We start from the raw sequence: 16,657 nt of genomic DNA on the forward strand, positions 1-16,657 counted from the left end.
TATCGCCCCCGGGTGTGCGAGCACGGAAGCCGCCGACCTAGACTGAGGCATGTGCTGAAGGGCGACGGCCGGCTCGGCCATGACCTGGACCCCCACGACCGCGCACCTAAAGACGCCTGTGGCGTCTTCGGCGTCTGGGCTCCGGGCGAGGAAGTTTCCAAACTCACCTACTACGGGCTGTACGCGTTGCAGCACCGCGGGCAGGAGTCCGCGGGCATCGCGGCCAGCGAGGGCAGCCGCATTCTCGTCTACAAGGACATGGGCCTGGTGGCCCAGGTCTTCGACGAGTCGGTGCTGAGCACCCTGCGCGGCCACCTGGCGATCGGTCACTGCCGCTACTCCACCACCGGATCCAGTGTGTGGGAGAACGCGCAGCCCACGCTGAGCTCGACCGACGTGGGCGGGCTCGCGCTGGCCCACAACGGCAACCTCATCAACACCCCGGAGCTGGCCCAGCGGCTTGAGCCCGGTTCCATCCGCGCGACCACCGACACCGAGGTCCTGACCACGCTGCTCGCGCAGGACCGCACCCGTTCCGTCGAAGACGCGGCCGCCGAGCTGCTCCCGCAGGTCAAGGGCGCCTACACGCTGGTCTTCATGGACGAGAAGACCCTTTACGCCGCCCGCGACCCGCAGGGCATCCGCCCGCTGGTCCTGGGCCGCCTGGAGCGCGGCTGGGTGGTGGCCTCCGAGACCGCGGCGCTCGACATCGTGGGCGCCACGTTCGTCCGCGAGGTCGAGCCGGGCGAGATGCTCACCATCGACGAGCGCGGCGTGCGGTCGCGCCGCTTCGCGCTGGCCGAGCCGAAGGGCTGCCTGTTCGAGTACGTCTACCTCGCCCGCCCCGACACCACCATCGCCGGGCGCGGCGTGCAGGTCACCCGGGTCGAGGTGGGCCGCGTACTGGCCCGCGAACACCCGGTCGAGGCCGACCTGGTCATCCCGACGCCCGAGTCCGGCACGCCCGCCGCCGTGGGCTACGCCGAGGAGAGCGGCATCCCCTACGGCCAGGGCCTGGTGAAGAACTCCTACGTCGGCCGCACGTTCATCCAGCCGTCGCAGACCATCCGCCAGCTCGGCATCCGGCTCAAGCTCAACCCGCTGCGCGAGGTCGTCGAGGGCAAGCGGCTGGTGGTCGTGGACGACTCGATCGTGCGCGGCAACACCCAGCGGGCCATCGTCAAAATGTTGCGCGAGGCGGGAGCGCGTGAGGTGCACGTACGCATCTCCTCCCCGCCCGTGCAGTGGCCGTGCTTCTACGGCATCGACTTCGCCACCAGGGCGGAGCTGATCGCGGGCTCGCTGTCGGTCGAGGAGATCCGGGCCTCGCTGGGGGCCGACTCGCTCGGCTACATCTCCCTGGAGGGCCTGACCAAGGCCACCACCATTCCGTCCGAGCGCCTGTGCAGGGCCTGCTTCGACGGCACCTATCCCATCCCGATCGACCAGGACAACGTGGGCAAGTTCGTGTTGGAGAGCAAGACGTGAGCACCTACGAGGCCGCCGGGGTCGACATCGAGGCGGGCGAGCGGGCCGTGGCCCTGATGAAGGACAAGGTGGCGCGCTCGCGGCGGCCGGAGGTGGTCGACGACGCCAGCGGCTTCGCCGGGCTCTTCGACGCCTCGGCGCTGCTGCGTTACCGGCGCCCGCTGCTGGCCAGCTCGACCGACGGCGTCGGCACCAAGGTCATGATCGCCCAGCGGTACGGCAAGCACGACACGATCGGCATCGACCTGGTCGGCATGGTCCTCGACGACCTGGTGGTCTGCGGGGCCGAGCCGCTGTTCATGACCGACTACATCGCCTGCGGCAAGCTGGTTCCCGAGCGCGTCGCCGAGATCGTCGGCGGCGTGGCCGAGGGCTGCCGGCTGGCCGGGGCCGCGCTGGTGGGCGGCGAGACGGCCGAGCACCCGGGGGCGATGGGCCCGGACGAATACGATCTTGCGGGTGCGGGCACCGGCGTCGTGGAGGCGTCGGCGATGCTCGGCCCCGACCGCGTGGTCGCCGGTGACGTGGTGCTGGCGCTGGCCTCGTCGGGCGTCCACTCCAACGGCTACTCGCTGGTGCGTCACGTGCTGCGCGAGGCCGCGCTCTCGCTCGACACCGTGCTGCCCGAGCTGGGCCGTCCGCTGGGCGAGGAGCTGCTGGAACCGACGCGGATCTACTCGCTCGACTGCCTGGAGCTGGCCCGCGCGGTCGATGTGCACGCCTACGCGCACATCACCGGCGGCGGGATCGAGAACAACCTGTCCAGGTCGCTGCCGGCCGGTCTCGACGCGCTGCTCGACCGGTCGTCGTGGACGCCGCCCGCGGTCTTCGGGGTGCTGGCCGGGCTCGGGAAGATCGCCCAGCGGGACATGGACCGCACGTTCAACCTCGGGGTCGGCATGGCGGCCGTGGTGGCCGCCGACGTCGCCGACGCGGCGATCAGGCTGCTGGCCGGGCGCGGGCTGGACGCCTGGGTGCTGGGCGAGATCGTGCCCGGCACGGGACAGGCCCGCTACCGCTGACGCCACCTCACGGAGCCGGGGCACCGCGCCCCGGCTTCCGCCGAGGAACGCGAAGGAAACCCGCGGAGTGCTCAAAAGGCCCGCGCATCGATGCGTGCGGAATGAGCACTCGTGGAAGGCGCATCGCATTCGTGTGCGGAGTGCTCACCCGCGAAAGGCGCTCCGCTCGGATGTGTGAACGTCCCGAGATCGGAAGCTCGTACCGGCTTCGCCCCACGTGACGAAAGCCCCACGGTCACCCGTGGGGCCCGACGAGTGTGGCCGAGGATCCGGCGTGCCGGGCCCTCGGCCACCTCAACCTGGAGAACGCCTACCGGCGGCCGGGCGAACGGCCGTCGTCGTCTTCTCCGGCGCCATAGTCATCGGCGTAATCGGCATAGCGATCCGCCAGCTCATCATCGCGGTCGTCGGCGTCGTCATTGCGGCCGGGGTCGCCGACCCCGAGTTCGTCGCGAAGACGGTCAAGATCCGTGCCACCGCTGTTGTACTTCAGCTGGCGAGCAACCTTGACCTGCTTGGCCTTTGCTCGGCCGCGCCCCATTGGCTCGACCCCCTCGTGTGGGGTCGTCCCCGACCCCTCGTCGCTAACGCACCACACACTGACGCCGCCTGACTTTGGGCGTCAGCCTATCGTTCGCCTATTACCGTACCTGTTTTGTGCCCAGCTCGGTACGTCGTATGGACGTGGGGCGTCAGTGGCCCAGCCAAATGCCCCTAATCCGCCCGACTTCCGACATTCTGCGCTCGGCCAGCCTATCTGCTGCCACCGCCGGCGGAACGCCCTCCTCGGCGGCGATTCGGAAGATCTTCAGAGTCGTGTCGTAGATCTGGGCCGCCTTCGACCTGGCTCGTTCCATGTCGAAGCCCCCGATCTCGTCGGCGACCTGAATCACACCGCCGGAATTGACCACGTAGTCGGGCGCGTAGAGGATGCCGCGTTCGGCGAGTTGCTTCTCCACGCCCGGATGGGCGAGCTGGTTGTTGGCCGCCCCGCAGACGATCTTCGCCTTGAGCGCGGCCACCGAGTCGTCGTCGAGCGCGCCGCCCAGCGCGCAGGGCGCGAAGACGTCGATGTCGGCCTCCACCAGCGCACGCGCGTCGGCGACCACCTCGACCTCGGGATGCCGCTGACGTACGCGTTCGACCGCTCTTGGATCGACGTCGCAGATCACGACGTCGGCGCCGTCCTCACGGAGCAGCCCGACCAGGCGGTGGCCCACCTTGCCGACCCCCTCCACGCCGACCCGCTTGCCGCGCAGCGACGGCGTGCCGAAGACCCGCTCGGCCGAGGCCCGCATGCCCTGGAACACGCCGTAGGCGGTGAGGATCGAGGAGTCGCCGGCCCCGCCGTGGGCCAGGGTGCGGCCGGTGGCGAAGCGCGTCTCGCGCGCGACGATGTCCATGTCCTCGCTGTAGGTGCCCACGTCGCAGGCGGTGATGTAGCGCCCGCCGAGCGACTGGACGAACCTGCCGTAGGCGCGCAGCAGCGCCTCGCTCTTGTCGCGCGCCGGGTCGCCGATGATGACGGCCTTGCCGCCACCCAGGTCGAGGCCCGCCAGCGCGTTCTTGTACGCCATGCCCTTGGCGAGGTTGAGCACGTCGGCCAGGGCCGCCTGCTCGCTCTCGTACGGATAGAACCTGGTGCCTCCCAGTGCCGGCCCCAGCGCCGTGTTGTGGATGGCGATGATGGCACGCAGGCCGCTCGGCTCGTCGGCGCAGAACACGACCTGCTCATGGACGTCCTTGTGGGACGCTCCGAAGACGTCGGTCACGGTAGTGACTCCCTGTCCGGTCCACCGCACCTTTGCGGCGGAGATCACCTCACAGAGTAGTAAGCCTCGACGGTGCGCGCAGGATCGCTTCGTGACACGATGCCTCCGTGCTGCCCTATGCCGCCTACCTCCGTGTCTATGAGCCACTGACCGCGTTCGCCGAGTCCGAGCGCAAGGTGTGGGCCGACTACGCCGACTCACGGGACCGCCCGCGCCGCGCGAACGCGCTCAATGCGGAGCACGGCGAGTCCGTCATGCGCCTGCTCGGCATGCCCCCTCAACCCGTTCCCGCCCAGGAGAGCCCCAACGCCTATCTCCGGCGTGTTGAGGACCGTCTCTATGTGTGTCCCTGGCAGACCCGCCTGCGCTCGTGGATGGCGTTCTCACGGCTTCGTGGCACCACTCCCGTGAAACTGATGGATCACCTCGTGCCCAAGCCGATCGCCGAGCAGACGGCCGACGACTTCGATCGCTACAAGCGAAGGGCCGGATCATCGGCGTTGCGCACCCACATCCGCACCACGGCGTGGCACGTGCCGCCGTCGTGGTTCGTGCCGTTTGATGGGAACGAGCGCTGGCTGGTGCTCGGCTCGGCCAATCCGGGGCAGGACGTGACGACCACTACGGGGCGTAACCTCATCTACGTCACCTCCATGGCGCAGGCCAGGAGGCGGGCGGCGCGCGCGCTCAACGTCCTGCGCCGCCATCTGGGCGACGTGGCGTCCAATTTCGACGTCGAGGACATCGCGCGGTGGCTGGAGGAGTTCCACCCCCACAGCCTGGTCGAACTCGACTACGGCGGGCTCGTGCACCTCATGGACGACGACGCGTTGCAGGCCGACCAGTCCGTCGCGGAGCTTTCAGCGGCCCTGACGGGCCTGGACACGGGTCAAGAAGAACTTGCCTATGCCATGTACCAGAGGGTCATCCTCCGGTGGAAGTCAATGCAACTGCTGGAATCTGCCAACTGAGCCCCAATACGGCTGTCTGACCTGCATGAGTAGGTCACGTCTCGCGGCTGCTCTCTTCTGCGAACTGAGTAGTTTGCCGTTTTCACTGCGATACCACGAAACGTGTCGCTAGAATCACCGAGCGTGACATGGCCACGGGGGCGGGCAGTTGGGTCAAAGAAGGGCTCGCCAATCGCTCTGCGTGGCGGTATGGTCACATCGGGTGATGCCGCATATGGCTCGGAAAAGCCGCACGCTCTGCGCCATAGGGGGACATCCGTGACACGCGCAAAGGCAGTCACAGGATCGCTAAGCCGGTCCACACGGAGGAGAGGCCGCACAAATGTCAGCTCGTACACCCGAGGCCGAGCCACTGCTCACGCCCGCTGAGGTCGCGACCATGTTCAGGGTCGACCCCAAGACCGTTACGCGGTGGGCCAAGGCGGGCAAGTTGACGTCGATTCGTACCCTCGGCGGTCATCGGCGTTACCGGGAGACCGAGGTCCGAGCACTGCTCGCGGGGATTCCGCAGCAGCGCTCCGAGTAGCTGGAGGGGTCGTCACGGACCTCAGGGGGGTTGAAGGGGTGGACCAGGTCGGCGACCGGCCCGGTCCACCGCTGTGACGACATGACGTCGCACGGGAAGTTGGCGCCGCCCGCCCGGCGCCATCCTCCCCGAGTCACGTCACTCCGGTGAGGCAGCCGACCCGCGGCTGTCCCGACCTCAGTCAGGCAGCTCAATCGAAGCTGTCCCCGTTCAGTGAGACAGCCCGACCAAGGCTGTCACGCCAGCAGCTCAAGCAGCCTGGCGACGTCACCGTCGTGCGCGGCGGCGACGCCTAGCAGCGCGATCATATGATCGACGAGCAGCTTCTCGAGTGTCGATCGCTCTATGTCGCGATACTCGAGCCAGTCGAGGCCGGCCGTCTCCACGGAGGCGATCCACGACCGCAGGGTCGTGCGCAGCACCGGGCTGGGATCCTCGACGCCCATCTGCTTCTGGATCAACCGGAAGAGCCGGCGGCGCACGCCGTCGACGATCTCACCGACCTCGCCGCTCCTGTTGGCCGGGCCGCCGCGCAGCAGCGCCGCGAAGCCCGCCGCGTGTTCCTCGACGAAGTCGAAGTAGCGACTGAGCCCTGAGGCAAGCTCGTCGAGCGGCCTGCCGCCCCCGTGGGGCCGCAGCCGGGACTCCAGCTGCTCCGCCGCGCTCCGCAGCGCGGCCACGTAGAGCTCCTGCTTGCCGCCGAAGTAGTGGTAGACCAGCGCCCGCGAAGCTCCTGCCGCCGAGGCCACGTCGTCGATCGAGACGTCTTCCGCGTCGCGGGTGCTGAACAGCTCCAGCGCCGCCGCCATCAGCTCTTCCCTGCGCCGGTCCACGCTGAGCCTGCGCCGCGCCGGCCGAGTCGTCTCGGAGGTCGTCGCGGGGGTCGTCGCGCGGGCCGGCTCGGGGGTCGGCTCGGGGCTCGTCTCGGGGGCCGTCTCAGCTGCGGTCTCGGCTGCCTTCCCGGGTGTCACACCTGCACAGTATCCGACGGCCTGCCCAATAGCGGACGCGCGACCGTCCAGTCAACATCGACCTCCGGGTGAGCAAGGTTGCGCTAATCCGTAACGAAGGCCGTACCCTGCGGCTAACTCGATCGTTTGGTCAGACAGGTGCCCATATCCGCATCGCGGGGGAGACACATGTCAGGACCGCCCGTCAACTCTTCAACCATCGCCGAGCTCAGAGAGGTAGACGCACTGCCTCGGCCCAGACCGACCATCCGTAACGTCGCCGAACGAGCCGGCGTGTCGAAATCGCTGGTCTCTCTCGTGCTGCGCGGATCCCCGCACGTGAGCGAGCACCGGCGCCAGGCCGTGCTGCAGGCGGCCCGCGAGCTCGGCTACCGGCCGAACGCGGTCGCGCGCAGCCTGGTCGAAGGACGTACGCATCTGGTGGGCGCGCTCGTCGCCGACCTGCACAACCCGTTCTACGCGGAGTTCCTCGACGGACTGCAGGAGAGCCTGCACGGCGACGGCCTGCGCATGCTGATCGGGAACAGCCAGTGGGACCCGGCGTTCGAGGACGAGGCCGTGGAGGCCTTCCTTGAGCTGAGGGTCGACGGGCTGGTCCTGCTCGGCATCGCGCCGACCAGCGAGACGCTGATCGAGGCCACCGCGTACACCCCCACGGTCGTCGTAGGGGAACGTGACATCGAGCTCGACGGCGTCGACATCGTGGTCGACGACGACCAGCTCGGCGCCCGGCTGGCCATCGACCACCTGGTCGAGCACGGCCACAAGCGGATCGCGCACATCGAGGGCAGGCGCTCGTCACGCTGCGAGGGTTATCTCGTGGCCATGCGCAGGCATTCGCTGGCGCCGTACATCATGGTCGAGGCCGCCGACTCCACGGAGGAGGGCGGCAGGGACGCGGCCGTCGCGCTGCTGACCCGTGACCCCAGGCCCACGGCGATCTTCGCCGCCAATGACGTGGTGGCTCTCGGCGTGCTGTCCGCCGCGAGCGAACTGGGCCTGCGCGTGCCCGAGGACCTGTCGGTGGTCGGCTACGACAACACGCACCTGTCGGCCTCCCACCACATCTCGCTCACCTCGGTCGACCAGCCGCGCCGGGCCATGGGCCGATCGGCCGCCGCGCTGCTGAGCGACCGGATCGGAGATCCGGGCAAGGTCGCGCGACTGAGGGAGGTACGCCCTGAGCTGATCGTGCGGCGCAGCACGGGACCCGCCTAAGAGCGGGCCAAGGCTGGGTCAAGCCGTGTGGAGGCGCGGCCGCACGGCGGTTTACTCGTCAGGGTCATGCTAATTGTGGCCGGATTCGGTCCGGTCACGATCTGATCCGGGGGGAACAGTCATGCGTGATCCGGAATTGGTGTCCTGCGCCCAGCGCGCCGCGGCCGAGCTAGAGCGCGCCTGGGGGCACTGGCGAGCGAACAGGGGACGGGGCACCGACGGCGGCGCGGAATCGGTCGCCAGCTACGTCGCCCACTCGCTGGACCATCCGTGGGGCCGCCCCCGCGTCGTTCTCGGGCTCGACGCCGAGGACGCGCGGGAGCTGGCCGCCCTGCTCGAACGGCAGGAGGTCGGAGAGCACGTCTGGTGAGACAGGCGTCCCGGTGAGGGCTGACCCGCGTACCGCCACGCTTGGGGCGTAAGCCGGGGCCGCGGCTCCCTGCTTGCCGTAAGTTGGACGGCATGCGTGCTCTACCAGCCACAGTCCTCGCCGTCTGCGGCCTGATCGCCTCCGCGTGTGGCGGCACCGGCTCCGGTGGCGCCGCGGCAGGTCAGGCCGCCCCCGCGACGCCGGCGGGGCAGGCTTCATCCTCCTCCGCGCCCGCGAAGGAGGCGCCGCCCGAGGCCAAGCCGCTCGACGGCAAGGTCATCGTCATCGACCCGGGCCACAACGGCGGCAACTACCGCAACCCCACGGCGGTCAACCGCAAGGTCAACGTGCTGACCAAGTGGAAGCCCTGCGACACGACCGGCACGTCCACCAACGACGGCTACAGCGAGGCCGCCTTCACCTGGGACGTCTCCAAGCGGATGGTGAAGATCCTCAAGGGCCGGGGCGCCACGGTCAAGCTGACCCGCCACGACAACGACAGCGTCGGCCCGTGCATCACGCAGCGGGCCGCCATCGGCAACAAGGCCGGGGCCGACGCCGCCATCTCCGTGCACGCCGACGGCTCGGGCCCGGCCAACCACGGCTTCCACGTCATCATGCCGAAGAAGATCAAGGGTCCGGTCGACAAGGTCGTGGCCGCCTCCAGCAGGCTCGGCATCGCCGTACGCGACGCCTACCGCAAGGGCACGGGCCTGCCTTACTCCACCTACATCGGCAACAAGGCGCTCGACTACCGCAGCGACCTGGGCGGGCTCAACCTGTCCACGGTGCCGAAGATCTTCATCGAGACCGGAAACATGCGCAACGCCGCCGAGGCGGCCAAGTTCAGGGACCCCGCGTTCCGGCAGCGGATCGCCCTGGCGCTGGCCAACGGATTGCAGCACTATCTCGAAGCATGATTCCTCGCCCGCAGCTGTTCAGTGATCTGTCCGCCTCTTATGTGCTCACCTCGGGCGTGACGGTCTCCGGCGACCTGGTCGGCCCCGTGCGCACGGCCCTGGCCGGGCTCGACCCGCTTCCCGGCGACTCCGGGGAGATCGACGTGCGCCGCGATCCCGCGCTGGACGAGGAGGCGTACCGGCTGACGACCGGGTCGCGGGGTGTGGAGATCGTGGCGGGCGGCCCGGCGGGCGCGTTCTACGCGGCGCAGTCGCTGCGCCAACTGCTGCCCCCGGCCTCTTTCCGCTTCTCGGCCGGCGCGTCGTGGCCCTTGCCGGGGGTGCGCGTCGAGGACGCGCCGCGTTTCGCCTGGCGCGGGCTGCACCTGGATGTGGCCCGGCATTTCTTCCCCAAGCGGGAGATCCTGCGGCTGATCGACCTGATGGCGCTGCACAAGCTCAACCGGCTGCACCTGCACCTGGTGGACGACCAGGGGTGGCGGGTGGAGAGCCCGGCCTATCCGCTGCTGCACGAGGTCTCCTCGCACCGCCCGCGTACGGCGACGAACCCCCACCGCGAGCCGGAGACCTACGACGACCTCCCGCACGGCGGCTACTACACGCTCGACGACCTGGCCGAGATGGGCGCGTACGCCCGCTCGCGGCACATCACGATCGTCCCCGAGATCGACGTGCCCGGGCACGCGTCGGCGATCCTGGCCGCCTACCCGGCGTTCGGCGTCACCGGCGAGCCTTACGACGTGCTCGACCGCTGGGGCATCTCCCCCGCCATCCTGTCGCCGCTGCCGCCGACCGTGGAGTTCCTGACCACGATCTTCGACGAGATCATCGGAGCGCTGGGCGAGACGCCGTTCCTGCACATCGGCGGCGACGAGGTCGTGCTCGACCACTGGGCCGGGTCGGCCGAGATCGGCGCCTACCGCGACTCGCTCGGGCTGGAGAGCGTCAACGACCTCCAGGCGTGGTTCCTGCGCCGGCTGGCCGACGCGCTGGCCGAGCGGGGCACCCGCGCCGTGGTGTGGGACGAGGCGTTCGTCAGCGGGCGGCTGCGGCAGGACACCGTGGTCATGCCGTGGCGCGGCATGGGCGTGGGCCGCCGGGCCGCCGCCGCGGGACACGACGTGGTGGCGACGCCGGTCTTCCCGCTCTACTTCGACTACGCCGAATCCTCATCGGCCGACGAGCCGATGGCCATCGGCGACGCGATCACGATCGACGACGTGGCCGCCTTCGAGCCGGCGCCGGCGGACTGGACGGAGGAGGAGCGGGCCCGCGTCCTGGGGGTGCAGGCCCAGCTCTGGACCGAGCGGGTGCCCGACGCCCGTACCGTCGACTACCGGCTGTGGCCCAGGGCCTGCGCGCTGGCCGAGGTGGCCTGGTCGGGCGCGGCCTCTCCCGGCTTCGACGGGCGGCTGCGCGAGCACCTCGCCCGGCTCGACGCGCTCGGCGTCGAATACCGGCCCGCGGCCGGGCCGCACCCGTGGCAGCGCCGCCGGCCGCACCGCCCTGGGCGCGTCAACGTGTCCGAGGCGATGGCCAGGATCGAGGCCATGACGTACGACGCGGAGTCGACCCGGCCGAGCCTGTGATCGGGTTCTAGAAGGCCGGCCGGTCGTTGAGTATGCGCTGGAACAGCCGGTGGTCCTGCCACCGGCCGTCGATCTCCAGGTAGCGCGGGGCGGTGCCGTACGCCTCGAACCCGGCTTTGAGCAGGACGCTCTGGGAGGCGGCGTTGTCGAGCAGCGTGCCCGCCGCCACCCGGTGCAGCCCCACCTCCTGGTCGGCCATGCGGCACACCTCGCGTACGGCCTGGGTGGCCAGGCCGCGGCCGGTGTAACCGGCGTCGGTCCAGTAGCCGAGGTCACCGCTGAGCCACGGGCCCCTGACGATGTTGTTGAGCGTCATGCGGCCTGCCACGAGGTCGCCGTCGGCCAGCACCCAGGCCACCGCCTGCCCTGCCGCCTGCTGCTCCAACAGGCTCTTGAGCCGCCTGGCCTGCCCCCGCTCGGTGAAGAACTCCTCCGGCCTGCGCGGCTCCCAGCGCCGCAGGTGCTCGCGGTTGCGCAGGTAGGCGTCCAGCAGGGGCCGCGCGTCGTACTCGGTGATGGGGCGGAGCACGACGTCGCCGGTGAGCTTGACTGCTTCGATCATCGCTCCACGATAGGGCGTCACGCCGTACGGCCGACGGCCTCCGTGACCGACTTGAGCCCGTGGCGGTGCACCCGGCGCAACAACTGGCGGTGGATGCGCGCGGCCCACAGCGGGCCGCCGTAGATCCAGCCGGTGTAGCCCTGGACCAGGGTCGCGCCGGCGAGGATGCGTTCCCAGACGTCGTCCACGTCCTCGACCCCGCCCGCCGACACCAGCGTCAGGCGGTCGCCGGTCTTGGCGCGCAGGCGCCGCAGGACTTCCAGCGAGCGCTCCTTGAGCGGGCGCCCCGACAGGCCGCCGGTCTCGCCGCCGTGCCTGATCGTGGTGTTGGTCGCGATGATGCCGTCGAGGCCCAGCTCCAAGGCCAGCTCGGCGACCGCGTCGACGTCCTCGTCGGCCAGGTCGGGCGCGATCTTGACCAGCAGCGGGGTACGCCGCGGCGTGGCGTCGGCCACCTGCTTGACCGCGGTGAGCAGCGGGCGCAGCAGCGAGACCGCCTGGAGGTTGCGCAGCCCGGGCGTGTTGGGCGAGCTGACGTTGACCACCAGGTAGTCGGCCAGCGGGGCGAGCAGCCTGGCACTGGCCACGTAGTCGGCGGTGGCCTCGGACTCGGGGACGACCTTGGTCTTGCCGATGTTCACCCCGACGACCACGGGGACGCTGCGGGGCTTGCGCAGCCTGCGCGCGGCGGCGTGAGCGCCCTCGTTGTTGAAGCCCATCCGGTTGATCACCGCCCGCTCGCGTACCAGCCGGAACAGGCGGGGGCGCGGGTTGCCCGGCTGGCCGTGCGCGGTGATGGTGCCGACCTCGACGTGGCCGAAGCCGAGCGCGGCGATGCCCTCGGCGCACGCGGCGTCCTTGTCGAAGCCGGCGGCCAGGCCGAGCGGCCCGGGGAAGTGCACGCCGAACGCGCTCACCCGCAGGGCCGGGTCGTGCGGCGCGAACGCCCGGTGCAGCAGCCGCTTGAGCAGCGGCAGCCGCGCGAGGAGCGCGAGGGCGCTCACGGTGAGACGGTGCACGGCCTCGGCGTCGAAACGCCGCAAGACCTGCGAGAACACGAGGCGATACATCACGCGTCAGGCTATCAAGCCGGCTTCGTGGGCGATGATCGCGGCCTGTACGCGGTTGCGCACGTCGAGCCGGGTCAAGATGGCGCTCACGTACGCCTTCACCGTGCCCTCCACGATGTGCAGCCGGCGGGCGATCTCCGCGTTGGACATCCCGGCGCCGAGCAGGGCGAGCACCTCGCGCTCGCGTTCGGTGAGCGCCGCGATGCGGTCGCGGGCCGCCGCGCCCCTGGCCATCCGCCCGCCCGCGAGCTGGGTGATGACGCGCTGGGCGACCTTGGGCGACAAATACGCCGCGCCGTCGGCCACCGCGTGGATCCCGGCGATGAGCTCGCGCGGATCGCCCGACTTGAGCAGGAACCCGCTGGCCCCGACATCGAGCGCCTTGGCGATGTAGTCGTCCTCCCCGAACGTCGTCAGCATCACCACCGCGGTGCCCGGCGCGGCCCTGCGCAGTTCCGCCGCGGCGGCCAGCCCGTCGAGCCCGGGCATGCGGATGTCGAGCAGCGCCACGTCGGGGCGGTGGCTGATGGCCAGGTCCACCGCCTGCCTGCCGTCGCCCGCCTCGGCCACGACGTCCAGCTCAGGATCTGACTGGAGGATCGCTCGGACCCCCGCTCTGATCATGGCCTCGTCGTCGGCCAGCAGTATGCGGATCACGCCCTCTATATTGGCCGACATGGCTCAGGTGAAGGTGTACGGGCGCAGGGACGTGTGGGCCGGCCGGCAGCGGGAGGTCTCCGACCTCCTCCAGTCGTGCCTGGTGAGCGCGTGGGGGCTGCCGGAGGACAAGCGGTTCCACCGGTTCCTGCTGCTGGACGCCGACGACTTCGTCTGCCCTGCGCGCAGTGAGCGCTACTTGATCATCGAGGTCATCTGCTTCACCGGCCGCACCGAGGCCGCCAAGCGGGCGCTGATCAGGGAGATCTACGCCACTTCCGGCTATGATCCCCAGGACGTCGAGATCACGATCATCGAGATGCCCCGGGTGAACTGGGGGATCAGGGGTGTCCCCGCCGACGAGCTCGACCTGTCGTACAAGGTAGAGGTCTGAGGTCGGGGTCAGGTACGGCCTGGCGGTATGGTCCGACTCATGAGCACTCACTATGACGTCGTCGTTCTCGGCGCGGGTCCGGGAGGATACACGGCCGCCGTCCGCGCCGCCCAGCTCGGACTGCGCACCGCGGTCGTCGAGGAGAAGTACTGGGGTGGCGTCTGCCTGAACGTGGGCTGCATCCCGTCCAAGGCGCTCCTGCGCAACGCCGAGCTGGCCCACATCTTCCACAGCGAGGCCAAGACCTTCGGCATCAGCGGCGAGGTCACCTTCGACTACGGCGCGGCCTTCCAGCGCAGCCGCAAGGTGGCCGACGGGCGGGTCAAGGGCGTTCACTACCTGATGAAGAAGAACGCCATCACCGAGTACGACGGCCGGGGCACCTTCCTCGACGCCAACACGCTCCAGGTGAACGGCGAGACGATCACGTTCTCCAACTGCATCATCGCCGCGGGCGCCACCACCAGGCTGATCCCGGGCACGCAGCTCTCCGAGCGGGTGGTGACGTACGAGGAGCAGATCCTCACCGAGGAGCTGCCGTCCAGCATCATCATCGCGGGCGCCGGCGCGATCGGGGTCGAGTTCGCGTACGTGCTGCACAACTACGGCGTCAAGGTGACGATCGTCGAGTTCCTCGACCGGGTCGTGCCGCTGGAGGACGAGGAGGTGTCGGCCGAGCTGGCCAAGCGTTACAAGCGGCTCGGCATCGAGGTGCTGACCTCCACCCGCGTGGACGGCATCGAGGACACCGGCTCCTCCGTCAAGGTCACCGTCACCCGGGGCGACCAGACGCAGGTGCTGGAGGCCGACAAGGTCATGCAGGCCATCGGGTTCCAGCCGCGCGTCGACGGTTACGGGCTGGAGAAGACCGGCGTGGAGCTGACCGACCGGGGCGCCATCGCGGTCGACGGGCGCTGCCGTACGAGCGTGCCGCACATCTACGCCATCGGCGACGTGACGGCCAAGCTGATGCTGGCCCACGCGGCCGAGTCCATGGGCATCATCGCCGCCGAGACGATCGCCGACGCGGAGACCATGGAGCTCGACTACGTGATGATCCCGCGCGCGACGTACTGCCAGCCCCAGGTGGCCAGCTTCGGCTACACCGAGACGCAGGCGCGCAAGCTGGGCTACGACGTGAAGGTGGCGAAGTTCCCGTTCACGGCGAACGGCAAGGCGCACGGGCTGGGCGACTCGGCCGGCTTCGTCAAGATCATCAGTGACAACACGCACGGTGAGCTGCTCGGGGCCCACCTGATCGGGCCCGAGGTCACCGAGCTGCTGCCGGAGCTGACCCTGGCGCAGCAGTGGGACCTGACGGTGCACGAGGTGGCCCGCAACGTGCACGCGCACCCGACGCTCGGCGAAGCGGTCAAGGAGGCCGTCCACGGCCTCGCCGGCCACATGATCAACATGTAGCGGGGCCGTCCGGGTGCAGGGTGGTGGTCAACGCGGTGGCCTGGTCGGTGAGGGCGCGCAGGTCGGAGGTGTCGTCGGTGCGGGCCAGCAGGTCGAGGTACCTGTCGTCGCTCCTGCGCAGGTCGCCGGCGCGCAGCGCGGAGTCGGCCGCGCGGACCTTGGCCGCGTACGTCTCCAGCTCCCGCACCCGCTCGGTGACCGCGGCCACCGAGCGGCGCAGCGCCTCCTGCTGGGGGCGCAGCACGGCGGCCAGGCCGGGGGTCATCACCTCGCCGAGCGCCTCGGCCTGCTCGGCCCGCAGGTCGGCGTGGACGCGGACGAGGCAGGCGATCTCCCACAGGTGCCGGGGCAGCACGACGTCGTTGGCCACGGCGTCCAGCAGGCCCAGGCGGTGCGCGCGGGAGGCGGACACGTCCCTGACGGCCCGCCTGGCGCGGGCGAGCAGGTCGAGCGCGGGGTCGTCGAGGCCGGCGGGGATGACGTAGCGGCCGGCGTACCGCTGGGACAGCCGCGTCCCCTCGTGGGAGCGGGCGACGCCGGTGCAGACGATCGCGACGAACAGCACCATCAGGGCGGCCAACGTCGCACTCTGGCGGCCGGTCTCCACCGCCGCCAGCGCCAGCGTCACGGCGGCGGTCGCGGACAGGACCGCTCCGGCGGCGAACAGGCGGCGCACCCATCGGGGCGGCTCCGGGTCGGGCCGGCCGAGCAGCGCCGGCAGCGCGACGGCCATCCGCCGCCGGTCCCCCTCGGGGATCTCCGGATCGACGATCGGCTGCTCAATCCAGTTCTCCACCGGCGCCACTCACCTTCATCAGGAACGTGTAGTAATCGACCCGCCAGCCGTCCTTCTCAAGGTCCTGGTGGGCCACGACCTGGGCCTGGAACCCGGCCACGCGGGCCAGCGACTTCAGGTACGCGAGGTCCCCCGAGGTGCCGAAGAACACCAGCATCCGCCCGCCCGGCGCGAGGTGATCGCGGACGCCGCGGAAGAACGCGGTCATGGCCCGGTAGTCCTCGTCCGTGGTGGCGGCCTCGAACAGGTCCCTGGGCGCGAACCAGCGGAACGGCGGATCGAAGACGATCAGGTCGAACGTGCCTTCGACGGCGCTGAAGACGTCGCTCAGGCGCACCTCGACGTGGACGCCGTTGCGTTCGGCGTTGCGCCGGGCCGCCTCGACGGCGCGGGGGTTGATGTCCACCGCCAGCACCTCGGCGGCCCTCGACGCGGCCAGCACGGCGTTGACCCCGCTGCCCGTGCCCATGTCGAGGACCCGGTCGCCCGCCCTCACCTCGGCCAGCACCGCCTCGCCGAGCGGGTGGGACATTCCGGTGATCGGCTGCACGCCGGGCGGCACGACGATGGTCCTGCCCAGATACGAAAACGTCAGCTCGGCCGCGCCTTCCTCGGTCATGGCGCGGTAGGCGTTCTCGTGCCAGCGGCGGATGCGCTCGGCGTGCTCGGCGGGCATCATCGGGTGATGGCGGCGCTCCTTCGTCATGAGGTCACTCTCCGTCCGGCGCGAGCGGGCGTCGAGTGCACGTGACCTCCCTGGCGGCGTACGTTCCGAGCACACCGCGCGCGGCCGTTCCGTTCCACCAGGCCGGTGTGCGGATGTCGTGGAGATCTCGTGCAGCCGTACATGAAGGCGGGTTCTCACCAGATCTTCAGAATTCGCTGAGACTCTTCTGAGGATGCCTGGAGACG

The 16,657-nt window shown here is 70.2% G+C and carries 18 protein-coding genes; 10 read left to right on the forward strand and 8 right to left on the reverse strand.

Annotation, left to right across the window (positions count from 1 at the left end; all coding sequences use genetic code 11):
• Positions 1-51 precede the first annotated feature (51 nt).
• Together purF and purM are read left to right on the forward strand one after the other, a co-directional pair.
• The gene (purF, locus tag AB0C27_RS51600) at positions 52-1,488 is read left to right on the forward strand and encodes an amidophosphoribosyltransferase (RefSeq protein WP_346105636.1); all 1,437 of its coding nucleotides are present in this window, start codon (positions 52-54) and stop codon (positions 1,486-1,488) included.
• Positions 1,485-2,510: a phosphoribosylformylglycinamidine cyclo-ligase gene (gene purM, locus AB0C27_RS51605; RefSeq protein ID WP_357861899.1), complete on the forward strand. Its 1,026-nt coding sequence runs from the start codon at positions 1,485-1,487 to the stop codon at positions 2,508-2,510. The genes purF and purM overlap by 4 nt, the downstream gene beginning before the upstream one ends.
• A 310-nt stretch (positions 2,511-2,820) precedes the next feature.
• On the opposite strand, the gene AB0C27_RS51610 is transcribed toward purM, so the two are convergent.
• Both AB0C27_RS51610 and AB0C27_RS51615 read right to left on the reverse strand, forming a co-directional pair.
• Complete coding sequence (locus tag AB0C27_RS51610; RefSeq protein WP_346105632.1) at positions 2,821-3,051, reverse strand: DUF3073 domain-containing protein; 231 nt, start codon at positions 3,049-3,051, stop codon at positions 2,821-2,823.
• Between the two features lie 151 nt (positions 3,052-3,202).
• Positions 3,203-4,282 (reverse strand): Glu/Leu/Phe/Val dehydrogenase, encoded by a 1,080-nt coding sequence (locus AB0C27_RS51615; protein ID WP_357861901.1) that lies wholly within the window; start codon positions 4,280-4,282, stop codon positions 3,203-3,205.
• Positions 4,283-4,389: 107 nt separating this feature from the next.
• Between AB0C27_RS51615 and AB0C27_RS51620 the strand changes: the two genes are divergently transcribed.
• Positions 4,390-5,253 (forward strand): hypothetical protein, encoded by an 864-nt coding sequence (locus AB0C27_RS51620; RefSeq protein WP_357861903.1) that lies wholly within the window; start codon positions 4,390-4,392, stop codon positions 5,251-5,253.
• A gap of 322 nt (positions 5,254-5,575) precedes the next feature.
• The gene (gene bldC / locus AB0C27_RS51625; protein WP_013133571.1) at positions 5,576-5,779 is read left to right on the forward strand and encodes a developmental transcriptional regulator BldC; all 204 of its coding nucleotides are present in this window, start codon (positions 5,576-5,578) and stop codon (positions 5,777-5,779) included.
• Between the two features lie 236 nt (positions 5,780-6,015).
• Here bldC and AB0C27_RS51630 read toward each other — a convergent pair whose 3' ends face one another.
• Positions 6,016-6,750: a TetR/AcrR family transcriptional regulator gene (locus AB0C27_RS51630; protein WP_357861905.1), complete on the reverse strand. Its 735-nt coding sequence runs from the start codon at positions 6,748-6,750 to the stop codon at positions 6,016-6,018.
• Positions 6,751-6,996: 246 nt separating this feature from the next.
• Here AB0C27_RS51630 and AB0C27_RS51635 point away from each other — a divergent pair, with 246 nt between their 5' ends.
• The 4 genes from AB0C27_RS51635 (at position 6,997) to AB0C27_RS51650 (ending at position 10,847) form a co-directional block, all read left to right on the forward strand.
• Positions 6,997-7,968, forward strand: a complete 972-nt coding sequence (locus tag AB0C27_RS51635; RefSeq protein ID WP_357862016.1) for a LacI family DNA-binding transcriptional regulator — start codon at positions 6,997-6,999, stop codon at positions 7,966-7,968.
• A 121-nt stretch (positions 7,969-8,089) separates the two neighbouring features.
• On the forward strand, positions 8,090-8,338 hold the full coding sequence (locus AB0C27_RS51640; RefSeq protein ID WP_345559797.1) for a hypothetical protein: 249 nt from the start codon (positions 8,090-8,092) through the stop codon (positions 8,336-8,338).
• A gap of 92 nt (positions 8,339-8,430) precedes the next feature.
• Positions 8,431-9,258, forward strand: coding sequence for an N-acetylmuramoyl-L-alanine amidase (locus AB0C27_RS51645; protein WP_357861907.1), 828 nt, complete (start codon positions 8,431-8,433; stop codon positions 9,256-9,258).
• On the forward strand, positions 9,255-10,847 hold the full coding sequence (locus AB0C27_RS51650) for a beta-N-acetylhexosaminidase (RefSeq protein WP_357861909.1): 1,593 nt from the start codon (positions 9,255-9,257) through the stop codon (positions 10,845-10,847). The genes AB0C27_RS51645 and AB0C27_RS51650 overlap by 4 nt, the downstream gene beginning before the upstream one ends.
• Before the next feature lie 7 nt (positions 10,848-10,854).
• Here AB0C27_RS51650 and AB0C27_RS51655 read toward each other — a convergent pair whose 3' ends face one another.
• Genes AB0C27_RS51655 through AB0C27_RS51665 form a run of 3 tightly spaced genes read right to left on the reverse strand, consistent with a single transcriptional unit; the run spans position 10,855 to position 13,136 of the window.
• Positions 10,855-11,409 (reverse strand): GNAT family N-acetyltransferase, encoded by a 555-nt coding sequence (locus AB0C27_RS51655; protein WP_357861911.1) that lies wholly within the window; start codon positions 11,407-11,409, stop codon positions 10,855-10,857.
• A gap of 17 nt (positions 11,410-11,426) precedes the next feature.
• Positions 11,427-12,479 carry a quinone-dependent dihydroorotate dehydrogenase gene (locus AB0C27_RS51660; RefSeq protein ID WP_357861913.1) on the reverse strand — a complete coding sequence of 351 codons (1,053 nt, stop codon included), beginning with the start codon at positions 12,477-12,479 and terminating at the stop codon, positions 11,427-11,429.
• A gap of 6 nt (positions 12,480-12,485) precedes the next feature.
• On the reverse strand, positions 12,486-13,136 hold the full coding sequence (locus tag AB0C27_RS51665; RefSeq protein WP_357861915.1) for a response regulator transcription factor: 651 nt from the start codon (positions 13,134-13,136) through the stop codon (positions 12,486-12,488).
• 19 nt (positions 13,137-13,155) lie between these two features.
• On the opposite strand from AB0C27_RS51665, the gene AB0C27_RS51670 reads away from it, so the two are divergent.
• Together AB0C27_RS51670 and lpdA are read left to right on the forward strand one after the other, a co-directional pair.
• On the forward strand, positions 13,156-13,530 hold the full coding sequence (locus AB0C27_RS51670) for a tautomerase family protein (RefSeq protein WP_357861917.1): 375 nt from the start codon (positions 13,156-13,158) through the stop codon (positions 13,528-13,530).
• Positions 13,531-13,569: 39 nt separating this feature from the next.
• Positions 13,570-14,949 (forward strand): dihydrolipoyl dehydrogenase, encoded by a 1,380-nt coding sequence (lpdA, locus tag AB0C27_RS51675; RefSeq protein WP_357861919.1) that lies wholly within the window; start codon positions 13,570-13,572, stop codon positions 14,947-14,949.
• On the opposite strand, the gene AB0C27_RS51680 is transcribed toward lpdA, so the two are convergent.
• Together AB0C27_RS51680 and AB0C27_RS51685 are read right to left on the reverse strand one after the other, a co-directional pair.
• A complete protein-coding gene (locus tag AB0C27_RS51680) occupies positions 14,939-15,745 on the reverse strand; it encodes a hypothetical protein (protein WP_357861921.1) in 807 nt (268 codons plus the stop codon). The genes lpdA and AB0C27_RS51680 overlap by 11 nt on opposite strands.
• Positions 15,729-16,451, reverse strand: coding sequence for a methyltransferase (locus AB0C27_RS51685; protein WP_357861923.1), 723 nt, complete (start codon positions 16,449-16,451; stop codon positions 15,729-15,731). Before AB0C27_RS51685 ends, AB0C27_RS51680 begins: the two co-directional genes overlap by 17 nt.
• Positions 16,452-16,657: the final 206 nt, after the last annotated feature.

It is taken from the genome of Nonomuraea sp. NPDC048882, assembly GCF_040649755.1.
Lineage (GTDB): Bacteria > Actinomycetota > Actinomycetes > Streptosporangiales > Streptosporangiaceae > Nonomuraea > Nonomuraea maheshkhaliensis.